Below are 21,985 nucleotides of genomic sequence, written 5' to 3'. Positions count from 1 at the left end.
AAATCTTAATTCACGGCTGTAATGTTTTAATTCCCGTTTTCATTGACTATTTTTGTAAGTTGATTTACGTTTTATGTCAGATATTATTCAGCTTTTACCGGATCATGTAGCCAACCAGATTGCCGCAGGAGAAGTAGTGCAGAGACCTGCATCTATTGTGAAGGAACTCTTGGAAAATGCGATTGACGCAGAGGCTACCAAGATAGAACTGATCGTCAGGGATGCAGGCAAGAACCTCATCCAGGTGGTAGATGACGGCAAAGGAATGTCTGAAACAGATGCCCGAATGGCTTTTGAACGGCATGCCACTTCCAAGATCAAAGGAACGGAAGATATTTTCAAGATATCCACCAAGGGATTCAGGGGAGAGGCCCTGGCTTCCATTGCTGCCGTTTCCCAGGTGGAACTCAGGACCAAACAGCCTGGAGCGTCCATCGGAACCAATATCTACATTGAAGGCGGGGTATTCCAGTTCCAGGATCCTGTACAGACTGCTGAAGGCTCCAATTTCCTGGTTAAGAATCTTTTTTATAATGTTCCTGCCAGGAGAAAGTTCCTGAAAAACAATAATATCGAGTTCAGGCATGTCATTGATGAGTTCCAGCGGGTCGCTTTGGCCCATGAAAACCTGGAGTTTTCCCTCTACCATGACGATGAAGCCGTATTCAGGCTGAGAAAGGGAAGCCAGATGCAGCGTATCGTGGATATTTTCGGGAGGAAGCTTCAGCCGCAGCTGATCCCCATCAGGGAAGATATCATCTGGTGCCAGCTCCATGGCTTCGTAGCCAAGCCGGAGGGTGCCAAAAAAACCAGGGGCGAGCAGTTCCTGTTCGTCAACGGCAGGTATTTTAAAAGCGCGTATTTCAATAAAGCGGTTCAGGAAGCCTTTGAAGGACTTCTCCTTCCCGGCTATATCCCTACATTTTTCCTATACCTGGAACTTGATCCTGAGAAAATCGATGTCAATATCCATCCTCAGAAAACAGAAGTGAAATTTGAGGACGAGCACCTTATTTTTGCCCTGATCCGCTCTACCATAAAAAGATCCCTGGGAATCTATAATGTGGCTCCCAGCCTGGATTTTGAAAAGGATCCGAAGATCGATGAGATCATGCAGAAGTCATTCCCGAGCAAAGCGAACAGCGGAACAGTGAAGATGCCTGAAATCATTGTGGACCGGGATTATAATCCATTCCTTCAGGAAAGGGAATTTAAGCAGACGGAAATCCAGAACCTGGCAGATATGTACCATCAGAATATCTCAGCCGAACCTTCCAAGATCAATCTTTTCGAAGATGAAGATTTTGATGAGGACCTGATGAGGCTCCCAAGCGGGTACTGGCTGTTCAACAAAGGTGACAGGACCCTGATGCTGGACCTGGGCAGGATGCACAGGCTGGTAGTGGCAGAAAGCACCAGACCTACCAAAAAAGGCGTACCCAATACGCATGCCCTGCTCTTCTCTTTAGAGTACCATATGAATGAAATTGAAAAGAACAAATATAAATCCATCAAAAAATTTCTCCCGGAATTAGGCTTTGACATGAAAATTGCTCATGAAAGCGTACTGAGGATCGATGCAGTGCCGGAAGGACTGAAAGAAACCCAGGTTATGAAATTCCTTGAAGATCTTTTTGAAGTGCTGGAATACCGTACGGAAGACGAATTCATGCACTTCTACCAGAACCAGTGGAATAAAATGCAGTCCAAATCCAGATTTGATTTTATTTACAAGAAGGATGCGGAACAACTGATCAGGGATTTTACGGCACTCGGTTTTCCGGAATTTCTGCCTAATGGTAAACGGTGTTTCTATGAGGTTCCTTTCAATGATTTTAAATCCAAATTTTAAGCAATGTTTAATACGCTACCTCCGATTACCCGGAATATCATCATCATTAATGTTATCGTGTATGTGATAACGGCGTTCATATTCCCGCAGCTTAATGAGACGCTTGCAGGATATTACCCTTTTTCTCCTAATTTTCATTCCTGGCAGATCATTACGCATATGTTCATGCACGGAAGCATCATGCATATTTTATTCAATATGCTGACTTTATGGAGTTTCGGACCGATCCTGGAGCAGAGCCTTGGTGAGAAACGGTACCTGATCCTGTATTTTGCCAGCGGCATAGGGGCATTTATCCTTTTTAATCTTTGGAATTTTATCGAGGTCCAGCAAATTGTTTCCGGACTGGAGCACTTGGGGCTCAGTGCCTCGGAAATCTATCCTAAGGCAGCCATCGGCTATTCCGGAGACCTGCAGATCAGTGCCAAGACACCTGAAGGACAGGAATTGTCACAACAGCTTTATATGGCACTCAGGGTTCCTATGGTAGGCGCATCGGGAGCCATCTTCGGGGTTATTGCAGCTTTTGCCACGCTCTATCCTGATGCGAAGATCATGATTATGTTTATTCCCGTTCCGGTAAAGGTAAAGTTTATCCTGCCGGTCATCATTGTTGTTTCCATATTTCTTGGGGTGTCCGGAAATGTGGGTGGAATCGCTCATTTTGCCCATGTAGGAGGAGCCCTGGTAGGCTGGCTACTGGCTAGAAACTGGAGAAAGCACCTGTATAGGTTTAATTAAAAAAAACATTTGTGAAGATTGTCCGTTTTATTTTGCTGATCGCTCATGTAGGGATTCTTATGCTGTTATCAGCCATGCTGCTCAACGATTATATTTCGCCCAAGACTTTTTCCTGGCTTAATCTGCTGTCCCTGGGTTTCCCCATCTTAATGGTTGCTTATATCATGCTAACAATGATGTGGATTGTGCTGTGGAAGAAAAGAGCCATTGTATTTCTTTTGTTTGGCCTTCTTTTTTTTAATGCAACAATCCGCTGGGTCAATTATACGCCGGTCAACAAAAAAACACCGGATGTGAAGATCATGTCTTTCAATATTAAAGCTGGTAAATACGGCCAGGATGAAATTCAACAATACATCAGTCGGTGCAATCCGGACATCGTGCTTTTGCAGGAATGTTCTGATGTGAGCTATTTTAAAGGCTTTCCGGAAAAAAAAGCCAATGCCGTAGTGTCTATCCTATCAAAGTATAAAATCATCAGCCAGAAGGAGCTGATTGAAAATGAGATCGGGAACGGAGACTCAGAAAATGCGTATGCCACACAAAATGATATTGAGATCAAAGGAAATATCTACCGGATCATCAACGTCCATTTACAGTCGTATTATTTTGAAAAGGAAAACCTGAAGCTCAATGGTAACGAACAGGAAGATAAATTAAAAGTAAAAAATGTCCTGGGCAGGCTGCTGTCTACTTTTAAAATACATCAGGAACAGGTGGAGCTCATCAGGAAAGCTGCTGAAAAGTCCCCTTACCCGGTGATCGTAGCCGGAGACTTCAATGCGGTTCCGAATTCCTACGAATATTATCATATTGCCGGATATCTGAAAGATGCCTTCGTAGAGGCCGGGCGAGGAAGCGGTACCAGCTTCCATGACTATAAATTTCCCATCCGTATTGATTATATATTCACTTCAAAAAATATAGAAGCGGTCACCTACCACGTAGACCGGTCCGTTAATTTATCTGATCATGATCCAGTACTTGCCACATTCAGATTAAATGCCAAAAACTCCCAAAATTAGTTAACAAATGCGTTACTGGTAAGATTTTTGCTGAAAAATAGCGGATTATATTGCTTCATGAAACTGCCACGGATTTTATTAGGGATTCATATCACCGTAATTATTCTGCTGCTGTGTACCTTAGGGAATGCATGGATACCGCCTAACATTCTTTCCAACCTGAACTTCCTTTCTCTCGGATTTCCTTATCTCATTGTTTTGCATATTATCCTGACGCTGGTATGGATATTTAAAAGGGAAAAAATCGCATTGGCATTCGTAGCGGTGACATTCCTGTTTTATAATCCTATACGCCGATGGATCAACTTTTCTCCCGATAAGGAAGATGTAAAGTCAATGCGCAACATTAAAGTACTGACCTTCAATGTAAAATACGGCTTTTTTGGCTGGGATAAAGTTAAAAAATATATCGAGGACCAGAAAGCAGATATTATCCTGGTTCAGGAGAAAGATACCAACAGGGCTTTAAGAAGAGACATGGTAAAATACCCTACGGTTATTTTAAAGACCAAGCACAGGATCATCAGACAGGAAGAGCTAATAGAAGACCGTTCCAGAGGCAATTCCTTCTATGCGGATATCGATATCAACGGAAAGATTGTACGGGTAGTTAATGTTTACCTGGAACCTTTCAGGCTCCATAAATCTATGCTGCAGTTTGATGGCATCGAAAAGGAAGGAGGCAAAATCAACGCCCTGCTTTCCCATATGACCCCCACGTTCAAAGCACATGAAGAACAGATCAAGAAAATAAGGAAAGCCGTTGACCTTTCCCCCTATCCTGTCATCCTGGCGGGAGACTTCAATTCTGTCCCAAATTCCTATGAATACTTTAATCTGGGTAAAGATCTTCAGGATGCTTTTTTAACTGCGGGAAACGGAAGTTCTACCAGTTTTCACGATTATAAGGTCCCGCTGAGGATCGATTATATCTTCACTTCAAAATCCATTATTGCCCTGAGTTATAAAGTGGACCATTCTGTAAAATTATCGGATCATTATCCTGTAATTGCAGAATTTCTGCTAAATTAGCTTTCATGAAAAATTCAGTTTTTGCTCTCTGCGCTTTAGGTACAGTATTTCTGTCGTGCTCAAAGAAAGAGCCCGCTGATCTGTACCCACAGTACAGTGCCAAAGCGGATTATGATACTGCGGCGGTAGACTCTTTTTCTCAGGGAGCCACTTCCATAGATGTAATAAGGCAGATCAGGATGTCTTCCAAGCAGTACCAGGATTCTGTTAAAGAAGCATCAAGGCTTCAGGCAGAGAAGGAACGGATCGCCAGGGAAGTGGAAAAGGAAAATAAGCAGAAGCTGGAGGAAGAAAAGAAAAAAGCAGCCCGGGAAAAGCAACAGGCGGAATCCCCCGCACCGGCCGCCAACTAAGGTGTTTGGTTTTATAGAATTAACCTTTAAAAAATATACAATATGAAAAAACAAATTTTAGCAGGATTGCTGATTTCAGCCCTGGTAGCCTCATGTACCAAATCAACGACTAAAACAGAGCAAGTGGAAAATCCTGACGGATCTGTGACAACAACGACTACAGTAACGGAAAGCACAGGACTGGTGGATACATCAAAAATCAATCAGGCGAAAGAAAATGCCCAAGTAAAAGCGCATGAGACCGGCGAAAAGATTGATGCTGCTGCACAAAAGACCAAGCAGGACCTTAAAGAAGCAGGAAAAGATATCAAGGAAGCAGGAAAGGAAATCGGGAACGATGTGAAAGATGCAGCCGCCAAAGGCGCTTCAAAAGTGGAAGAAGGGGCCAGGAAGCTCAAGGAAGATCTTAAAAAAAAATAGTCAATTAAAAACCGCAGTTGCCTGCGGTTTTTTTATTTGTTCATTTCCAGTAAAGGATCCATATATTCCCGGTCATTGCACAGTCTTGGGACCTTGTTCTGCCCTCCGAGTTTACCCTTGGACTCCAGCCAGCAATAGAACAGGTTAGGGCGTGCGATATGCACTACCGGCCGTTTAAGGGTGATGTTATTGTATCTCTTGGCTTCATAATCCGAATTGATGGATTTCAGATGGCTGTCAAATACATCTATGAAGCGGTCCAGGTTATCCGGCTGCCGGCTAAACTCAAAGATCCATTCATGTGCGCCGCTTTCATTCTCTTTCATGAATATCGGGGCCCCGGTAAATTCCGTGATATAGGCATTGGTTTCTTCACAGGCTCTGGAAAGCGCAGATTCTACATTGGTGATCATCAGCTCTTCCCCGAAAGCATTGATGTAATGTTTGGTCCTGCCCGTAATTTTGATCCGGAACGGATTCACAGAAGTGAAAATCACCGTATCCCCGATCAGGTACCTCCAAAGCCCTCCGTTAGTGGTGATGACCATGGCATAATTCTTCCCGATCTCCACGTCTTCCAGGTTCACGACTTTCCGGTTGGAGGAATGAAACTGGTCCATTGGAATAAATTCATAGAAGATCCCGTAATCCAACATCAGCAGCATTTCATCGCTGTCTGACCGGTCCTGGATCCCGAAAAATCCTTCCGAAGCGTTGTAAATTTCGTAGTAATTGATCTTTTTGCCGATGATCTGTTTATACTGTTCCCGGTAGGGCTTGAAGCTGATCCCTCCATGGAAGAATACCTCAAGATTTGGCCAGAGTTCGGAGATGCTGCTGATATCCTTTTCATGTAGAATTCTCTGTAGCAGAACCATCATCCAGCTTGGCACTCCAAGGATACTGCCTACGTCCTGGTGTTTTACCTCGGAAACAATTGCCTTAAGCTTGCTTTCCCATTCAGACATCAGTGAAACTTTTTTGCTCGGAGTCGTGGTAACTTCCACCCAGAAAGGAAGATTATCGATTAAGATGGCCGAAAGGTCACCGAATTTGGTATTGAAGTCCGCGTACAGCTCTGAGCTTCCGCCCAGACGCAGGTTTTTATTGGTGAAAAGCTGGTTTTCAGGATGGTTATTGGCATAAATGGATACCATATCCTTTCCGGCTTTCATATGGCAGTATTCGAGGCTTTCTGCAGAAATGGGAATAAATTTGCTCTTGGCATTGGTGGTACCGGAAGATTTTGCAAAATGCTTAATGTAGCCCGGCCAGCTGACATCTTTGCATCCCTGCCGTGCCTTTTCTATGTAAGGCTCCATATCTTCGTAGCAGACCACCGGAACCTTATTCTTAAAGTCCTGATAGCTGGAAATGGAGTTAAATCCGTACTTTTTTCCGTATTCTGTATCTTCAGCATGAAACAGCTGAGAAAACAGGATACCTTTCTGAGTCTCAACAGGATGGTCGATGAAATTCTGGATCTGATCGATTCGCTGACGGATGAACCAGTTGACCACCGTATTAAAGAGTGCCTTTGTTGCCATTACAACAAATATAATGATATTTGAATTTTCGGAGAATTTTTTATGGTGTTTTTAAAGTTGCCATAGACTATTTTTAGTACCAAAGGCATCCCTTGCAGTATCAATGAGCTAAGTTTCTGACTCTAATTTACTTAAAAATGATCAATCAGCAGATTTAAATCCGGGCATTCGTTATTGCTGCAAGACCCTGTACACCGGATACTGCCGGAAGGTTTTCTCCTCAAAATAGGGCGAATTCCTGTAGATCCAATCGAGCTGAGCAGTGCCGTCTTCTGCAAATTTAGGATCGGAAGCTTTCTTAGCCTCAAACTTATGTTTCAGATCCTGATCTTTTTTCAGGAGCTCTGCAGCGGTATCCTCGAAAATATAAGCTGAATAATATTCTTTCTGTGCTAAAATGCCGTCAAAGAAATTCCAGTTGAAGAAAGAGTCCAGTGCTTCCGGCTCCAGCGTTTCAATGATGTATTTTACCCCTTCCTGACGGGTGGAAACGAGATAATCCCCTGCCGCAAAAGCAATGGTTCTGTCTGACGGCTCCACAGTAGTGTCAAAGTGCAGGTAATGCCCTTCATATGGGTTTTTAACGGTTTTAAAATCATTGATTTTATACGCTTCCACAGCAATAGTGCTGTCCTTCCGCATCGGCTTTATCTGAATATTATTTCTCCTGAATTCATCGATCACACGGTATTGCGACTGCGGAATGACGTAATATTCAGGAATGGTAATGTAGCCGGTAGGTACGGCAGTTGTAAACAGCTTTATGTTTTTTGTAAACGGTTTGTTGCGGTCATAGTACAGCCTGGGCTTTCCTGAGATGTCACTGGGCTTATATTGCCCTTCATAACCTTTGAAATCCATGGTGGTATACTTTGTTGAATCAATTTTCCAGCGGATTCCGTAACGGCTTCCAGGCTGGTATTGCTTCAGGTTTTCCAGGCGGAGCTGCCTGATTTTCCTGTACTCCTGATCTAAATTCTGGAGGTTGACCAGCATGTACTTATAGGTTGCATCCACCCTTTTATCGTAGGGTTTCAGCATATGGGTTTCAGGAACGGTCCCCAGTGTATTGAACAGGGTGGTATACCCGGTGGAATACCTTGGCGAATCTTCAAAGGCAGCGAATCCCACTTCGGGAATATCCCCGTGAATATTGACATAGGGCGTGCTTTCATATCCCAGCTTTTTCAGGTCTTCCAGGTTTTTTGCCTGGTAAGTCGTGTAAAAATAATTTCCGAGTACAGTTCCCAGACGCTCCTTGAATGTAGAGATATAGGTAAAGGTGTACTGGTAATCGGCACCGTTGCTGACGTGGTTATCAATGAAAACATCAGGCTTCAGCCACTGGTAGATTTGCTGGAAGCTCCTTGCATTCTTCGTATCAGCTTTAATAAAATCCCGGTTCAGATCGTAATTCCTTACATTGCCCCGGAATCCGTAAGCTTCAGGGCCATTCTGGTTGGCTCTGGAAAACGAGCCTCTGTTCAGCATTCCGCTGACATTGTAAGCCGAAATAGCAGCCACGACGAAATTCTGCGGACGCCTGATTTTTCCTGTTGCAAGATCCCGCATCAGCATCATGGTAGCATCAATGCCATCCGGTTCGCCGGGATGGATTCCGTTATTGATGAAGAGGACCGCCTTTTCTTTTCTTAAACGGTCCACATTTTTTTCAGGGAACGGATTATACAGGACTACATAGATCGGTTTACCGTTGTCATCCTCCCCTTTTTTCAGGTATTGGATGGTGTTGAAATTCTTTGCGAGGTTTTCATACCAGGCATTCATTTCGTCATAGGTTACTGTCCGGTTGCCATCGCCTTCTTCAAAAGGCGTTTTAAAACCGTTCTGCCAATACAGCAAGGATGAAGCAAAAAGGAATAAAAAGATATTCAGTTTCATTGATGGAAATTTCAGACTTTAAAATTACTTAAACTTTTTGGAAGAGGATTTCACTTTCATTAAGGCATTTAACCTCATCGAAATACGATCTTTCCGGTGGTTGCTATCTATAAAATCGCTGATCACTTACTCTCCGGCCCCGGACAACATCTACTACTGAAAAGGAGAGGAATTTTGCTCTGTACATAATATGAATCCAATTCTAATAAGAAATTACCGTATCATTTTAACAGCATCTTTATTCCGTCCTTTCTCATCAGGATATAAAGCAGGAAGCGGGTCGCTCTGCCAGAATTCTTTGGTCTTGATATCCATTATAGTTAGTGATCCGGTGAAAGCAGCTCCTGTATCTAAATTCCATATATTGGCTTTGTTCATTGGCTCCGTACTTTCCAGATGTAAAGTCGGGGTATGGCCAATAAAGATTTCTTTGTAAAGAAGCAGTCTTTTAGGATATGATATGGAATTTTTGGACAACTTTTTATCCATGGCTACGGCAGTTTCCCAAAGAGTTCTGTCCCAGCGGTAATTGGTGGAATATACTTCTTTGTCCGGGCCATGCATGGAAGAATACCCCGCATGGATAAACAGTCGGTTTTCCTCATCCACATGATAGTTTTTCATCTGCCGGAAAAATTCCAGGTGCATTTCCAGTTCGTCCGGAGAATAACCAGTATAACTTTCAACTGTACTTTTTCCACCATTGGACAGCCAGATGTCTTCATTCTTTCCGAAGAAAAGCCAGTCTTCGCACCAGGCATCATGGTTCCCTCTGATAAAGATACATTCCTGACGTTCTGCAACTTTCATTAAAAAATCAATCACTTTGGCAGATTCGCTCCAGCCGTCTACATAATCCCCCAGAAAGATCAATGCATCATCTTTTGTTACTTTTGCCCTTTCCAGGACTTGTTTCAGCGCTTTAAATCCTCCGTGGATGTCACCTATTGCTAATGTTCTTTTCATATAGTCGAAATGTATTCGGGATTTACAAAATCTGTCAGCCAGACATTATTTTCCGAAAGATAAAACAGAATTCCGTCTTCCTGCATTTTTCCTGTTTGTATGGTTAAAATTACAGGTTTACCATGGCGCATTCCTACTTTAGTGGCAGTTTCTTTATCCTGACTTAAATGTACGTGCTGCCGGCTCCGCTTTTCAATTCCGTTTTCAAGGATTGACGGAACATTGACTTCTGCCGTTCCATGGTACAGGAATTCCGGCGGCTGTAGTGGCTGTAAAGCCAGGTCGATGGCTACAGAATGTCCCTGATTTGCCCGGATTTTCGTTTTATCTTGATTAAAAATAAACCGTTGTTTATCATTGGTTGCCACTATCTCATCGAGTTCTTCGAAAGTAAAGCCCTGATAAGAATCTCTTCTTGATTTTGTGATTAATTCATCAACATGTGCCCAGCCGTTTTCATCCAGATTCAAATGGATGGTTTCAGGTTTATGCCTGAGCACGAGGCTTAAAAATTTGCTGATCTTCTTTTTCTGTTGTTCATTCATAATGTTTTATTTCATCAATTGATCTTTTAATTTCCTACACAGCTTCTCAATATCCTCTTTCCTTGCCAACACTTCAATCCACTCTTCAGGAATACCTTCAAAGCCGTAATACAGTCCTGCCAGTCCACCGGTGATTGCTCCTGTTGTATCGGTATCCTCACCTAGATTAACGGCTTTCAGAACTGATTCGGAATAACTTCCGGAATTCAGGAAACACCATAATGAGGCTTCCAGGCTGTGAAGGACATAACCAGATGAACTTATTTCGTTTTCCGGATATTGTGAAATATCATTACATAAGATCCTTGCAAAAAGCTGAATCTCTTTTGGATTAAAGCGCTGACTTTCTGCAAATTCCAAAGCCATCCTTTGTGTATAAATATATGCTTCTTTTTTGTTTTTTCCTTTGATTAATTCAATCGCAAAGACCACATAAACAAAGCATGCAAATACGGAACGGAAGTGCCCATGAGTAATGGATGAAACTTCTTTTACCGTCTGGTATAAACTTTCGATATTTTCTTCGTCCTTAAGATAAAAAAGCTAATGGAAGGATTCTCATCAAAGAGCCATTTCCATTATCAAACTCAGAATATCCTCCACATAAAGTTGGAACAATCCCTTTGCCTATTCTCTGAATAGCTTGCGAAGTGGCGATTCCAATGTCGAAAACCCTGCCATAGGGTGTCCAGATCTCTTCATTGTACCACTGTAAAAACTTTAGTGCCATGTCTTCCAGATCATACCCTTTGCAAAGGCTGTCTGTAAGACATAGGGTTAATGAGCTATCATCGCTCCATGTTCCGGCCGGTTGACGATGGCTTCCCATTGACCTCATAGTGGTAACCGGAGAACGTTTCAATTGCTCTCTGCTCCTGAATTCCACCGGCACGCCTAGTGCATCGCCAATGCAAATTCCGAAAATTCCGGCTTTTACAGTATTTTTCATCAGGCAAGATTAACCAGTTGATCAAATAAAAGTTTCATTCCACAGGTTGCGGTTTCTTTCATTACCACCGCTCTTTGACCGTAGCCGAACCCCGTTTCGTTGGGATTGATGACGATCAGAAGACAGTTATCTTTAATATCATGAAGCAATCCGGCAGCCGGATATACCTGTAAAGAAGTTCCGATCACCAGGAAGATATCGGCTTCCTTAACTATTTTCATCGCTTCCCTCATTAACGGAACTTCTTCCCCGAACCAGACAATAAAAGGCCTTAACTGAGCACCGTCTTCGGCTTTATCACCGATATTGATGTCGTTTTTATGTTCATAAATCAGGTTTTTATTATTGCAGGAACAGGATTTGAATAATTCTCCATGCAGATGCAGAATATGGGTAGAGCCGGCCCGCTCATGCAGGTCATCAATATTTTGCGTAATGATCTGCACCTCGAAATAGTTTTCCAGTTCTGCCAATAACCTGTGTGCCTCGTTAGGCTCTACTTCATGAAGCTGGCGCCGCCGCTGGTTATAGAATTCCAGGACCAGTGCCCGGTCCTTCCGCCATCCTTCCGGACTGGCCACATCGGTGATGCTGTGATTTTCCCATAGCCCGTCTCCGTCCCTGAAGGTCTTTATTCCGCTTTCGGCACTGATTCCGGCGCCGGTTAATACGGTTAGTTTTTTCATTTGTTTACAATTTTTTCTTTTATAACCTGAAAGGCCAGAATTGTTAAGACAGCAATAGTTATCGGTAAAGAAATAATGTATAAGGGAATATTTTTAATGTGCTGACCCATACTGATTCCATATTTCTCTCCCGTTTTATGATTAATAAATGATACAAAATCATCTTTTTCTGTCACCTGTTTCTGAAAAGCATTCCATCCTTCATTGATACAAATTTCATCAAGGAGATATAGTTTAGGATTTTTTGCATCTTCATACAAGTTAAAAAACAGGTAAGATTCAAAATTTCTCTGAAAATAGTTACAATAATAATTATCTTTTCTTAAGCAAAAAACATTTTTATTTTCAGGCAACTCCAGCTGCTCTAATTCTGCCCTCAACTCCTCCTGGATTCTTTTTAATTTTTCAGAATTACCTTCAACGGGAAAAACATTTGAGTTCTTCCCTGCAGTCTGAAGATACAATTTATAAGCTTCCGGAAATTTCAGGTTTAATTCTTTTTGAAATACATTAATTTCATCAGTGGTTAATCCTATATTTTGATTTTCTGGATCATGTACAAATCTGAAATTATACTTTTTCATTATGCTAAAAGCCTTTTATAAATCGCTTCATTTTCATCATCAAAACAGACGAAAATAATTTTTTCAATACTGTCTGACCGGAAGTTCTTTACAGTCTCCACCGCAATTTTTCCTGCCAGTTCTTTCGGAAAGCGATAGACTCCGGTACTGATGTTAGGAAAAGCTATGGTTTTTACCCCCAGGCTTTCTGCCAGTTTCAGTGAATTGTTGTAGCAGTTCTCCAACAGAGAAACGCACTCTTTCTCATCCCCATTCCAGACCGGGCCAACGGTATGAATGACATATTTCGCCGGAAGATTTCCCGCTGTAGTTACTACTGCTTCCCCGGTATTGCATTTTCCTTGTTTATTTCTGATTACGATACATTCATCAAGGATCTGCTTTCCGCCTGCCCGGTGAATGGCCCCGTCTACCCCACCGCCGCCCAACAAAGAGGAATTGGCCGCATTGACAATGGCGTCTGCTTGTATTTTGGTGATATCGCCTTTTATTAATTCTACTTTCATTGTCTCAGATTATTTTAATCTTAATTTTTTATTTAAATCCTCATCATCAAACAGCAGCATTTTTTCTTCCGGAGTGACAAGGTTATCCAGATCATCATTCAAAACACACTGATGTTGTACCTGTACAAATTCCGAAATATCTTCAATTAACAGAATATCATCCTGAGCAAAAGATTTTATCAGATTATTTCTCAAACCGATCTGGATCGCCCTTCTGTCCAGTTTTGCCCCGAAAGGATCGTGATCCGGATCCCACTGCAGCCTTGCAGAAGACTCCCTTACCTGGTTCTGCCATACTTCTCTGGATATTCCCAATCTATCGTTGTAGTCAGAATAAATGGCATTTTCCAGGTATTTCCTAAAAGCATCCATTTTCAGATGAATGGCCAGCACATATTCCTGCCCTTCTTTTTTGCCCCAGCCATTGCGGTACATCATCCAGAGAAAATTCGGTTTGATCCAAGTCATCCTTTCCAAACTGAAAAGACCTCCGAAGTACTGATTCTGAACAGCAAACTCACTGATTTCCTTACGGTATGATTGGTATACAATAATTTTTTCGTCATCATATTGTGCCATGAGGTGATATCCTTCCTGTGGCCAAACCTGTAGTTGTTCTTTATAATTTTTTAATTTGAGTTTCACTTTTTAATTTTAATAAATTCTCTACTGATGCATTTGCAGCTTCTTTGAAGTCTTTGCCAACAAAGACTTTGGTCACATCAATCTTTCCGATAATCGCTCTGTTGAAATCTTCCAGATCCTCTGAAGGAACCCAAAGTTCATTGTGGTTTTTGGCACCTACGTTTTGTGATGGATATTGACTGACCCATTCTTCCTTAACTTCAAATTTTGTAACAAACCCTAAATAATTTCCGGCTTCATCACGGGTATTCCATTTTCTGCAATCTCCGAAGCGTATTCTTCATTCAAAACGGGATAAAAAATAGGCTGCCATTCCAGTCTCGGAGGAAATGCTTTATAACCACTTTCGATAATTAACAGCATTTCTTTTTCTCCGACCGGCCTATATAATGTTTGTGTTTTCATATCCTTAATTTTATTCAAAATCATACACGAAGACCTTCACTTGATTGTTCAATAAAGTCCGCTCGATGAGCGGGTCTATTTCTTTCCATTTTCCCGAAATGGCCATAACAAATCCCTTTCCCAAGCCTCCTATATCTTTGAAGATATGGGCGATAATATCATTCCCTGCGAATGCAGGTTTTGTAGCATCGCCTTTTTTATATTCTAGGATTTTCATACTGATGGTCTCCTGGTCATGTAACAATCCTTACTCCTGTTTCAAAAAAATGGCGTCAATTCTTCTGAATGCATTTGAATACGGAGCATGAGACCCAAATACCGCGTCAAACTTTACCTCCAATTTTTCAAGCTTAAACGGTACATCCAGCTGGTCTAGACAGGTAACTACCAGATTCTTCCGATCTGAAAATCTATACCCTTCATCTACTTTCAGCGCGTAATTCAACAGTTCATAATCCAGATACCCAGTCCTGAAGACTCCCTGATATTCATTAAAGATACAGGTTTCTTCTTCATTGTTTTGCAATGAAAGTTCTTTTTCACTGCTCATCCAGCCGTTTCCGTGGCGTGTCGCATAACTTCTGGTCACATAATACATTTCTATTTGGTCAATTCCGATTTGTTTGCATACCTCATGCGCATTTTTTGAGGTGGTGTGGGCATAGGTTACGTTCGGAAATACTCCGTGGTCCATATCGAGCAGGATTCCCTGACTGCCTTCAAAAATCAGATGGTCAAATGTATTCAGATACTTGTAGCCCTCAATTTTCCATTCCATCTGATCAATAGCATACAGAAAGTCATCCAGAGCCGCCTGTATTTCTTCTCCGTCTGAAAAACCATAGTAGGAGGCAATCCCTTTCAGCTTTTCAATCAGCATGGATCTAGGAGCGATCAGATCAGCCGCAAACAGCCGGTACGGACTTTCATGTCTTTTCATCGTAGCACCAACCCCTTTCCCGCAGGTCCCATGCTCAGTATTTCTTACATCTTTCCTGTTATGAAGGACATCAAAAGGAGTGGTTACTTTAGCCAGCGGATGGATATGGAGGCTGGTATTCCCGTTCTTACTTTTCAATTCTTTCCATTCATTATACATAAAAACAGGATGAATCGTGCAGTGCTCGGTGAAATAAGAAGGCAGTCCACGCAATGCCCCGCTGCAGAAGCTGGAATGGATATGCTTCCTGTCATCGATCATAACCGTGTGTGCCGCCTGCTGCCCTCCAGAAAACCTGATGACCACAGCATCGGGATTCCGGGGCTGCCAGAAAATCCGTGGTAATACCTTTTCCTTCGTCCCCGAATCCCAAACCTATGATGATATCTGCTGTTTTCATTTCAGAAATCTTTGAATTATTCCGCTCCATCCTTCTTTATGTTCGTTTTCAGCAGACCTGCGGGTCTTGCAAACAACTTCTTTAATCACGTACGGAACATCTCTGTAATCTGTAATCGAAATGCAATTCTGACCCAATAAATCCTTCCATCCGCGGTCTGCACTTACCGCCTGATCTGAATGCAAAACATTGATGTGATACACTTCATATTTCCTTTGAGCTTCGGCCAACAATTCCTTATGGCTGAATGTCTGTTGGCCGTTTCCCATGATCTCCCTGATAGCAGAGGCCGGAAGAGTCTTGAGACAGGGTTCATCACCGACTGTAAACAGGATTCCTTTCTGATTTCTTTTCTCAAAGGCATCTGTCCTGGTATGGAATGCGGCAAAATACCACGCTAAGAGATAGCTTTCCCCGCCGTTCCCGCCGCCGCCTGATTCAATATAGGTTCTAGTAAGCCACATATCCAGCTCTTCATCCCCGGATTCAAACTGCCCGACCTGTAACGGATAACTGTCGCATTCATGGTCTCCGATTCCCATAAACAGTAATGCGGCGTCCGGAACTCCTCCCTGTATAATTCCTCCCATAAGTTTTGGAAGCCCTTCCTGGATCAGATTATATGGGATATGGCCCATACTTCCGGTAACGTCCAGTCCTAAAATAATCGGAAATGATTCCGGGTGTACAGATGAATCCCTTGCTTCCCTGAAAAAGACGCCGTTTGGATTCATAGATTCATGTGCCATTCTCTTAGCATTCTGAGTGAAAATTTCACCTGCACTTTTAGATGCATAACCCATCTTTCTTGCTCTGTCGAAACGAGCGTCCATGTCGTATCTTGTACTTCCCATAACTTAAATTTTAGTTAAAGACTTTTTATTATTGTTTGATCAGGTCCTGATTGGTTTCCAGAAGAGTATGGACATTCATGGTTTAGTTTTATAATTTCAATACATATTTTTACTATAACAGTGAATGAAACAATCATCTTCTTATCAGATCAGGTCGCCAATTATTTTACTTTTATTTTCTTACGCAATTGACTATTGTGTTATTTTTACACAAATTTAAAAGAATATAATTCTATCTGCCAAATTAATTTGTGTTAATTTTACGCTAAACAAATTAAGTATTTGATTTTCAGATATAAAAAAAATACTTTTATTAAGAAGCTTCTAATAAAGTCGAATTATCTCAGCTGTGGCTGACTGATAATGCATTATTATATGCAGGATGAATTTAAACTAATTATGTTTATTTTATTTCAAAATAGAATCCCTGTTCTTCCAGCTCTTTGTACTTTTCCTGATTAAAAGTGAACATTTTTCCCGGCCTGCCACTGCCTTCTTTCTTAAAGTTATTGGTTTCATTCAGCAGTCCGTAACTCATGATTTTCTTCCGGAAATTCCGCCGGTCGATCTCCTGGCCGATAATGGTTTTGTACAGGTTCTCCAGGTCTGAAAAAGGAAACTCGTCATTCAGCAGATTGAATCCGATCGGTTGGTACTGTATCTTCGTACGAAGCCTTTTTAGAGCTAGATCAATGATAGTCTGGTGATCAAAAGCCAGTGCCGGCAGCCTGTTGACACTGAACCATCGAGCATCATCTGCATCAGAGTCGGCAGACAATTCATGATAGGAAGGGTTCACAAGCCCCAGATAAGCCACAGAAACTACCCTATTCCGCGGATCACGGCCTACATTACCAAAAGTATAGAGCTGTTCCAGAAAATCAGGGTTTATGCCTGCTTCTTCGTGGAGTTCCCTTTTAACGGCATCATCCAGGTTTTCATCGTCAAGCACCAGCCCGCCCGGAAGAGCCCATCCCCCTTTAAAGGGTTCAATATTCCTTTTGATAAGGAGAATTTGCAGGTCTTCTTTATCAAAATACCCGAAAACAACTGCGTCTACCGCTACTTTTATATCCTGTAATTTCTTTGGAGTGTTCATTACCCTGATTTGCGTTGTGAGTACACAAAGTTACGGTTTAGATGATATTAAAAAAAGGATTTGCGTCATAAACAGGAAATCCGCAGAAATATATCTGCGGATTTACTTTATTATTTGCTATTTTACCGGCTTATGAATTCAATTAATCATTCAGCTTCAGTACAGCCATAAATGCCGACTGTGGCACTTCTACCCTTCCGATCTGCTTCATTTTCTTCTTACCTTCCTTCTGCTTTTCAAGGAGCTTTCTTTTTCTGGAAATGTCTCCTCCATAACATTTTGCGGTAACGTCTTTCCGTAATGCCTTAATGGTTTCCCGGGCAATAACTTTCGTTCCCAGTGCAGCCTGAACTGCAATATCAAACTGCTGTCTCGGGATCAGCTCACGGAGCTTCTCACACATCTTCTTACCGATGTGATACGCGTTAGAATCGTGAATCAATGAAGACAGGGCATCTACCATATCACCATTGATCAGGATATCCATTTTTACGAGCTTGGAGGCCCTGAATCCGATCGGGTGATAATCGAAGGATGCATATCCTTTTGAAATTGATTTCAGCCTGTCATAGAAGTCGAAAACAACCTCTGCCAGAGGCATATTGAAGACCAGCTCCACTCTTTCCGAAGTCAGGTAGCTTTGGTTAACGATTTCCCCCCTTTTCTCGATGCATAAAGTCATTACCGGACCTACAAAATCAGATTTCGTAATGATGGAAGCCTTGATGAAAGGCTCTTCTACCCTGTCCATGATCGATGGATCCATCATTTCAGAAGGGTTATTGATCAGGATCGGAACTTCAGGTTCCTTTTTAGAATACCCGAAATAGGATACGTTTGGTACCGTTGTGATTACGTTCATGTTGAATTCGCGGTCAAGGCGTTCCTGTACGATTTCCATGTGAAGCATTCCCAGGAATCCGCAACGGAATCCAAAGCCTAATGCTGCTGAACTTTCCGGTTCGAAGACAAGGGAAGCATCATTCAGCCTCAGTTTTTCAAGGGAGAACCTCAGTTCTTCAAAATCTTCAGAATCAATAGGATAAATACCGGCGAAAACCATCGGCTTCACTTCTTCAAATCCTTCAATCGGCCCTGCGGCCGGTTTATCAAAGGATGTAATGGTATCTCCTACTTTTACCTCGCGTGCGTCCTTAATTCCGGAAACCAGGTAGCCCACATCACCGCATTCAACGGTTTTCTTGGGAACCTGCTTCAGTTTCAGTGTTCCTACTTCATCAGCGCCGTATTCCTTGCCGGTAGCAAAGAACTTGATTTTTTCATTTTTGGAAATGCTTCCGTTAACGACTTTAAAATAAGCTTCAATACCTCTGAACGGATTGTATACCGAGTCGAAAATCAAAGCTTGGAGCGGTGCATTCGGATCGCCTACCGGAGCAGGGATTCTTTCTACAATCTGCTCAAGCAGATGGTGTACCCCTTCTCCTGTTTTTCCGGAAACCCTTAAAACATCTTCATAATCACACCCGATCAGGTTCATAATTTCGTCCGTCACTTCTTCAGGATTGGCTGACGGAAGATCAATTTTATTCAGTATCGGAATAATGGTCAGGTCATTTTCGAGAGCCAGGTACAGGTTACTGATGGTCTGGGCCTGGATGCTCTGTGCTGCATCCACAATAAGAAGTGCCCCCTCACAGGCTGCAATGGAACGGGAAACTTCATAGGAAAAATCCACGTGTCCCGGGGTATCGATGAGGTTTAAGATATATTTTTCTCCTTTGTATTCATAATCCATCTGGATCGCATGGGACTTGATGGTAATCCCGCGTTCTTTTTCCAGATCCATATCATCCAGGGTCTGAGACTGCAGCTCTCTCTGAGTAACGGTATTCGTGTACTCAAGAAGACGGTCTGCCAGGGTACTTTTACCGTGGTCAATATGGGCAATTATGCAAAAATTTCGTATGTTTTTCATTTAAGAACCTTGTAATTGGCAAAGATAATAAATTGAAAGGTAATTCCTCATTCTTAATCTGATGGAGCAAAAAATTATTTTAACCGGAATTTCAGGATCTCTTTTTATTTCCGATTAAAATCAATTATAAGGTTAAAATCCGGGCGGAAACTAATTTTATTACATCATTTCAGTCATTACCATTTATGACAACAGCAAACCTATTCGTATGTTATAAATATTTTTTACCTTTTCACTGTAAATATTTAAAACAAGCCGAAATCCATTTTTATCAATGAAAAAACACCTCCTGCTTATTGTTATTTTCTCTTTTATTGCCCTAAAATCGCAATGGGTTGAAAATGCCGTACCGAATCCTGAAGAACTGGTCAACCCGCTTATCGGCACACTTTCAAAACCATCGCTGTCCAACGGAAATACGTATCCGGCTGTAGCTGTTCCGCACGGCATGAACTTATGGACGCCACAGACCGGTAAAAACGGAAACGGATGGCAGTATACTTATGATGCCGATAAGATCCGGGGGATTAAACAAACGCATCAGCCTTCACCCTGGATGAATGACTACGGCATGTTTTCCATCATGCCTATTACAGGAAAAATGCGGTTCAGTGAAGATGAAAGAGCCAGCTGGTTTTCCCATAAATCCGAAATATCAAAGCCTTATTATTACAGTGTTTATCTGTCTGATCACAATGTAAAGGCTGAAATCACACCTACAGAACGGGCAGCCCAGCTGCGCCTGACCTATCCGGATTCTAAAAACTCCTGGTTTGTTGTGGACGCTTTTGACAGGGGTTCTGCTATTACTATTATTCCTTCACAGAATAAGATTACTGGATATTCAACACGGTATTCCCGGGGCAAGCTCACCGGTTTTAAAAACTATTTTGTGATCTATGCAGACAAGCCATTTACCAGATATTCTGCATGGAAAGATAAAGATTTTGTACAGGGCGCACTGGAGATCACAGGCGATCACTGCGGTGCAGTCGTAGGTTTTGCAACGAAGAAAGGTGAAAAGGTTCACCCTCAGGGTTGCTTCTTCATTCATCAGCCTGGAACAGGCAGAACTGAATTTACAGAGGGAACTAAATAAAGATTCTTTTGATGATACGTACACGAAAGCAAAATCGGCCTGGAATGAAAAGCTGAAAAGAGTGGAAGTTGCCGGCGGAACTATCGACCAGATGCGGACGTTTTATTCCTGCCTCTACCGGATGCTTTGCTTTCCGCATAAAATGTACGAAATCGATAAAAACGGAAAAGTGGTGCATTACAGTCCGTATTCAGGAAAAACAGAAGCCGGATACCGTTTTGCGGGCACAGGCTTTTGGGATACCTTCAGGGCACTCTACCCTTTCCTCAATCTGGTTTATCCCGGCATCAATGTAGAAATGCAGAAAGGATTAATCAGTGATTATAAAGAAGGCGGCTGGCTGCCGGAATGGTCAAGCCCTTCCTATTCCGATATCATGATCGGCAACAATTCGGCTTCTGTAGTTGCTGATGCCTACGTGAAAGGCCTCAGGTGGCTACGATATTGAAACTTTATATCAGGCCCTGCTCCATGGGGCGAATAATGAAGGGCCACAGGCTACCGGAAGGCTTGGAATTGAATACTATAAAAAACTGGGGTATGTACCGTACGATGTAAAAATCAATGAAAATGCTGCAAGAACACTGGAGTATGCCTATGATGACTTCGCCATTGCCCAGCTGGGAAAAGCATTGGGAAAACCAGAAGCTGAATGGGGCGAATATTACAGGCGTTCCCAGAATTTCAGGAAGGTGATTGATCCGCAGACAAAGCTGGCGCGTGGTAGAAACCGCGATGGAAGTTTCCAGGCACCTTTCAATCCTTTTAAATGGGGCGATGCTTTTACAGAAGGAAACAGCTGGCATTATACCTGGTCCGTATTTCAGGACATCGAAGGCTTAGCCGGACTGATGGGTGGAAGAAAGGAGTTTTCTAAGAAGCTGGACTCTATTTTTGAAATGCCACCGGCATACGATGACAGTTACTATGGCTCAACCATCCATGAAATACAGGAAATGGTGAATGCTGATATGGGACAGTATGCCCACGGAAACCAGCCGGCCCAGCACATCATCTATTTATATAATTATTCCGGGGAGCCCTGGAAAACGCAATACTGGGTTCGAGAGACCATAGACCGTTTGTATCAGCCTACTCCCGATGGGTATTGCGGTGATGAGGACAATGGCCAGACCTCAGCCTGGTATGTGTTCTCAGCACTTGGCTTTTATCCGGTTACCCCGGCAACAGACCAATATGTGCTTGGAGCTCCATTGTTCAGAAAAGCTGTGATCCATCTCGAAAACGGAAAGACCATTGAGGTCAAAGCGGACCTCAACAATAAGGATCACAGATATGTACAGTCATTGAAGATGAACGGACACACATATTCCAAGAACTGGCTAAGCCATCAGGAACTGATGAAAGGTGCTACCCTGAAGTTTAAAATGACTGACAGGCCCGACAAACAGCGGGGAACGGACGAAAAAGATTTCCCATATTCCTATTCCAGCCAACAACCATAAAAAAGAGACAGCTTCCGGCTGTCTCTTTTA

General features: G+C 42.4%; 23 protein-coding genes and 1 pseudogene. 7 read left to right on the top strand and 17 right to left on the bottom strand.

All coding sequences use genetic code 11. From position 1 onward, the window contains the following. The first annotated feature begins 73 nt into the window (after positions 1-73). The 6 genes from mutL to QE404_RS16590 are packed head-to-tail and all read left to right on the top strand — an operon-like array spanning position 74 to position 5,423. Entirely contained in the window at positions 74-1,852 is a 1,779-nt protein-coding gene (mutL, locus tag QE404_RS16615) for a DNA mismatch repair endonuclease MutL (protein ID WP_307452372.1), read from the top strand. A 3-nt stretch (positions 1,853-1,855) separates the two neighbouring features. Then, positions 1,856-2,593 (top strand): rhomboid family intramembrane serine protease, encoded by a 738-nt coding sequence (locus tag QE404_RS16610; protein WP_307452371.1) that lies wholly within the window; start codon positions 1,856-1,858, stop codon positions 2,591-2,593. A gap of 11 nt (positions 2,594-2,604) precedes the next feature. Continuing rightward, a complete protein-coding gene (locus QE404_RS16605) occupies positions 2,605-3,618 on the top strand; it encodes an endonuclease/exonuclease/phosphatase family protein (RefSeq protein WP_307452369.1) in 1,014 nt (337 codons plus the stop codon). Between the two features lie 57 nt (positions 3,619-3,675). Continuing rightward, positions 3,676-4,650: an endonuclease/exonuclease/phosphatase family protein gene (locus QE404_RS16600; RefSeq protein WP_307452368.1), complete on the top strand. Its 975-nt coding sequence runs from the start codon at positions 3,676-3,678 to the stop codon at positions 4,648-4,650. Between the two features lie 5 nt (positions 4,651-4,655). After that, positions 4,656-5,003: a hypothetical protein gene (locus tag QE404_RS16595; RefSeq protein WP_307452366.1), complete on the top strand. Its 348-nt coding sequence runs from the start codon at positions 4,656-4,658 to the stop codon at positions 5,001-5,003. Positions 5,004-5,045: 42 nt separating this feature from the next. Continuing rightward, the gene (locus QE404_RS16590) at positions 5,046-5,423 is read left to right on the top strand and encodes a hypothetical protein (RefSeq protein ID WP_307452364.1); all 378 of its coding nucleotides are present in this window, start codon (positions 5,046-5,048) and stop codon (positions 5,421-5,423) included. Between the two features lie 32 nt (positions 5,424-5,455). Here QE404_RS16590 and QE404_RS16585 read toward each other — a convergent pair whose 3' ends face one another. The 17 genes from QE404_RS16585 to lepA all read right to left on the bottom strand — a co-directional run bounded on the left by QE404_RS16585 (position 5,456) and on the right by lepA (position 19,390). After that, positions 5,456-6,970, bottom strand: coding sequence for a GH3 auxin-responsive promoter family protein (locus QE404_RS16585; protein ID WP_307452361.1), 1,515 nt, complete (start codon positions 6,968-6,970; stop codon positions 5,456-5,458). 171 nt (positions 6,971-7,141) lie between these two features. Next, positions 7,142-8,872, bottom strand: a complete 1,731-nt coding sequence (locus tag QE404_RS16580) for a hypothetical protein (protein WP_307452360.1) — start codon at positions 8,870-8,872, stop codon at positions 7,142-7,144. A 213-nt stretch (positions 8,873-9,085) separates the two neighbouring features. Next, a complete protein-coding gene (locus QE404_RS16575; RefSeq protein WP_307452358.1) occupies positions 9,086-9,838 on the bottom strand; it encodes a metallophosphoesterase family protein in 753 nt (250 codons plus the stop codon). Beyond that, positions 9,835-10,383 (bottom strand): RNA 2'-phosphotransferase, encoded by a 549-nt coding sequence (locus QE404_RS16570; RefSeq protein WP_307452356.1) that lies wholly within the window; start codon positions 10,381-10,383, stop codon positions 9,835-9,837. The genes QE404_RS16575 and QE404_RS16570 overlap by 4 nt, the downstream gene beginning before the upstream one ends. Before the next feature lie 6 nt (positions 10,384-10,389). Continuing rightward, the gene (locus QE404_RS16565) at positions 10,390-10,860 is read right to left on the bottom strand and encodes an ADP-ribosylglycohydrolase family protein (protein ID WP_307454119.1); all 471 of its coding nucleotides are present in this window, start codon (positions 10,858-10,860) and stop codon (positions 10,390-10,392) included. Positions 10,861-10,912: 52 nt separating this feature from the next. Beyond that, positions 10,913-11,332, bottom strand: a complete 420-nt coding sequence (locus QE404_RS16560; protein WP_307454010.1) for an ADP-ribosylglycohydrolase family protein — start codon at positions 11,330-11,332, stop codon at positions 10,913-10,915. Then, positions 11,332-12,018: an SIR2 family NAD-dependent protein deacylase gene (locus QE404_RS16555; protein WP_307452352.1), complete on the bottom strand. Its 687-nt coding sequence runs from the start codon at positions 12,016-12,018 to the stop codon at positions 11,332-11,334. The genes QE404_RS16560 and QE404_RS16555 overlap by 1 nt, the downstream gene beginning before the upstream one ends. Further along, entirely contained in the window at positions 12,015-12,602 is a 588-nt protein-coding gene (locus tag QE404_RS16550; protein WP_307452350.1) for an SMI1/KNR4 family protein, read from the bottom strand. The genes QE404_RS16555 and QE404_RS16550 overlap by 4 nt, the downstream gene beginning before the upstream one ends. Next, the gene (locus tag QE404_RS16545; RefSeq protein WP_307452348.1) at positions 12,602-13,108 is read right to left on the bottom strand and encodes an O-acetyl-ADP-ribose deacetylase; all 507 of its coding nucleotides are present in this window, start codon (positions 13,106-13,108) and stop codon (positions 12,602-12,604) included. Before QE404_RS16545 ends, QE404_RS16550 begins: the two co-directional genes overlap by 1 nt. 9 nt (positions 13,109-13,117) lie before the next feature. Further along, positions 13,118-13,753 carry a DUF4291 domain-containing protein gene (locus QE404_RS16540; RefSeq protein WP_307452347.1) on the bottom strand — a complete coding sequence of 212 codons (636 nt, stop codon included), beginning with the start codon at positions 13,751-13,753 and terminating at the stop codon, positions 13,118-13,120. A 219-nt stretch (positions 13,754-13,972) separates the two neighbouring features. Further along, the gene (locus QE404_RS16535) at positions 13,973-14,158 is read right to left on the bottom strand and encodes a hypothetical protein (protein WP_307452345.1); all 186 of its coding nucleotides are present in this window, start codon (positions 14,156-14,158) and stop codon (positions 13,973-13,975) included. A 10-nt stretch (positions 14,159-14,168) separates the two neighbouring features. Further along, complete coding sequence (locus tag QE404_RS16530; RefSeq protein WP_307452343.1) at positions 14,169-14,375, bottom strand: hypothetical protein; 207 nt, start codon at positions 14,373-14,375, stop codon at positions 14,169-14,171. 30 nt (positions 14,376-14,405) lie between these two features. Then, positions 14,406-15,404, bottom strand: coding sequence for an adenylosuccinate synthetase (locus QE404_RS16525; protein WP_307454009.1), 999 nt, complete (start codon positions 15,402-15,404; stop codon positions 14,406-14,408). Further along, entirely contained in the window at positions 15,349-15,498 is a 150-nt protein-coding gene (locus tag QE404_RS16520; protein WP_307454007.1) for a hypothetical protein, read from the bottom strand. Before QE404_RS16520 ends, QE404_RS16525 begins: the two co-directional genes overlap by 56 nt. Continuing rightward, positions 15,495-16,352, bottom strand: coding sequence for a hypothetical protein (locus tag QE404_RS16515; protein WP_307452340.1), 858 nt, complete (start codon positions 16,350-16,352; stop codon positions 15,495-15,497). Before QE404_RS16515 ends, QE404_RS16520 begins: the two co-directional genes overlap by 4 nt. A gap of 403 nt (positions 16,353-16,755) precedes the next feature. Next, positions 16,756-17,451: an NUDIX hydrolase gene (locus QE404_RS16510; RefSeq protein ID WP_307452339.1), complete on the bottom strand. Its 696-nt coding sequence runs from the start codon at positions 17,449-17,451 to the stop codon at positions 16,756-16,758. A 142-nt stretch (positions 17,452-17,593) separates the two neighbouring features. Next, complete coding sequence (gene lepA / locus QE404_RS16505) at positions 17,594-19,390, bottom strand: translation elongation factor 4 (RefSeq protein ID WP_307452337.1); 1,797 nt, start codon at positions 19,388-19,390, stop codon at positions 17,594-17,596. 274 nt (positions 19,391-19,664) lie between these two features. On the opposite strand from lepA, the pseudogene QE404_RS16500 reads away from it, so the two are divergent. Next, positions 19,665-21,955, top strand: a pseudogene (locus QE404_RS16500) (GH92 family glycosyl hydrolase). Positions 21,956-21,985 lie beyond the last annotated feature (30 nt).

It is taken from the genome of Chryseobacterium camelliae, assembly GCF_030818575.1.
GTDB lineage: Bacteria > Bacteroidota > Bacteroidia > Flavobacteriales > Weeksellaceae > Chryseobacterium > Chryseobacterium camelliae_A.
This window is presented reverse-complemented; position numbering and strand designations above follow the sequence as displayed.

Coding starts and splice junctions, on each gene's coding strand:
- QE404_RS16555 (WP_307452352.1), bottom strand. CDS start 12,018: ATGAAAAAACTAACCGTATTAACCGGCGCCGGAATCAGTGCCGAAAGC.
- QE404_RS16530 (WP_307452343.1), bottom strand. CDS start 14,375: ATGAAAATCCTAGAATATAAAAAAGGCGATGCTACAAAACCTGCATTC.
- QE404_RS16560 (WP_307454010.1), bottom strand. CDS start 11,332: ATGAAAAATACTGTAAAAGCCGGAATTTTCGGAATTTGCATTGGCGAT.
- QE404_RS16585 (WP_307452361.1), bottom strand. CDS start 6,970: ATGGCAACAAAGGCACTCTTTAATACGGTGGTCAACTGGTTCATCCGT.
- QE404_RS16545 (WP_307452348.1), bottom strand. CDS start 13,108: ATGAAAGTAGAATTAATAAAAGGCGATATCACCAAAATACAAGCAGAC.
- QE404_RS16610 (WP_307452371.1), top strand. CDS start 1,856: ATGTTTAATACGCTACCTCCGATTACCCGGAATATCATCATCATTAAT.
- lepA (WP_307452337.1), bottom strand. CDS start 19,390: ATGAAAAACATACGAAATTTTTGCATAATTGCCCATATTGACCACGGT.
- QE404_RS16535 (WP_307452345.1), bottom strand. CDS start 14,158: ATGAAAACACAAACATTATATAGGCCGGTCGGAGAAAAAGAAATGCTG.
- QE404_RS16590 (WP_307452364.1), top strand. CDS start 5,046: ATGAAAAAACAAATTTTAGCAGGATTGCTGATTTCAGCCCTGGTAGCC.
- QE404_RS16515 (WP_307452340.1), bottom strand. CDS start 16,352: ATGGGAAGTACAAGATACGACATGGACGCTCGTTTCGACAGAGCAAGA.
- QE404_RS16580 (WP_307452360.1), bottom strand. CDS start 8,872: ATGAAACTGAATATCTTTTTATTCCTTTTTGCTTCATCCTTGCTGTAT.
- QE404_RS16600 (WP_307452368.1), top strand. CDS start 3,676: ATGAAACTGCCACGGATTTTATTAGGGATTCATATCACCGTAATTATT.
- QE404_RS16550 (WP_307452350.1), bottom strand. CDS start 12,602: ATGAAAAAGTATAATTTCAGATTTGTACATGATCCAGAAAATCAAAAT.
- QE404_RS16595 (WP_307452366.1), top strand. CDS start 4,656: ATGAAAAATTCAGTTTTTGCTCTCTGCGCTTTAGGTACAGTATTTCTG.
- QE404_RS16570 (WP_307452356.1), bottom strand. CDS start 10,383: ATGAATGAACAACAGAAAAAGAAGATCAGCAAATTTTTAAGCCTCGTG.
- QE404_RS16575 (WP_307452358.1), bottom strand. CDS start 9,838: ATGAAAAGAACATTAGCAATAGGTGACATCCACGGAGGATTTAAAGCG.
- QE404_RS16510 (WP_307452339.1), bottom strand. CDS start 17,451: ATGAACACTCCAAAGAAATTACAGGATATAAAAGTAGCGGTAGACGCA.
- mutL (WP_307452372.1), top strand. CDS start 74: ATGTCAGATATTATTCAGCTTTTACCGGATCATGTAGCCAACCAGATT.
- QE404_RS16520 (WP_307454007.1), bottom strand. CDS start 15,498: ATGAAAACAGCAGATATCATCATAGGTTTGGGATTCGGGGACGAAGGA.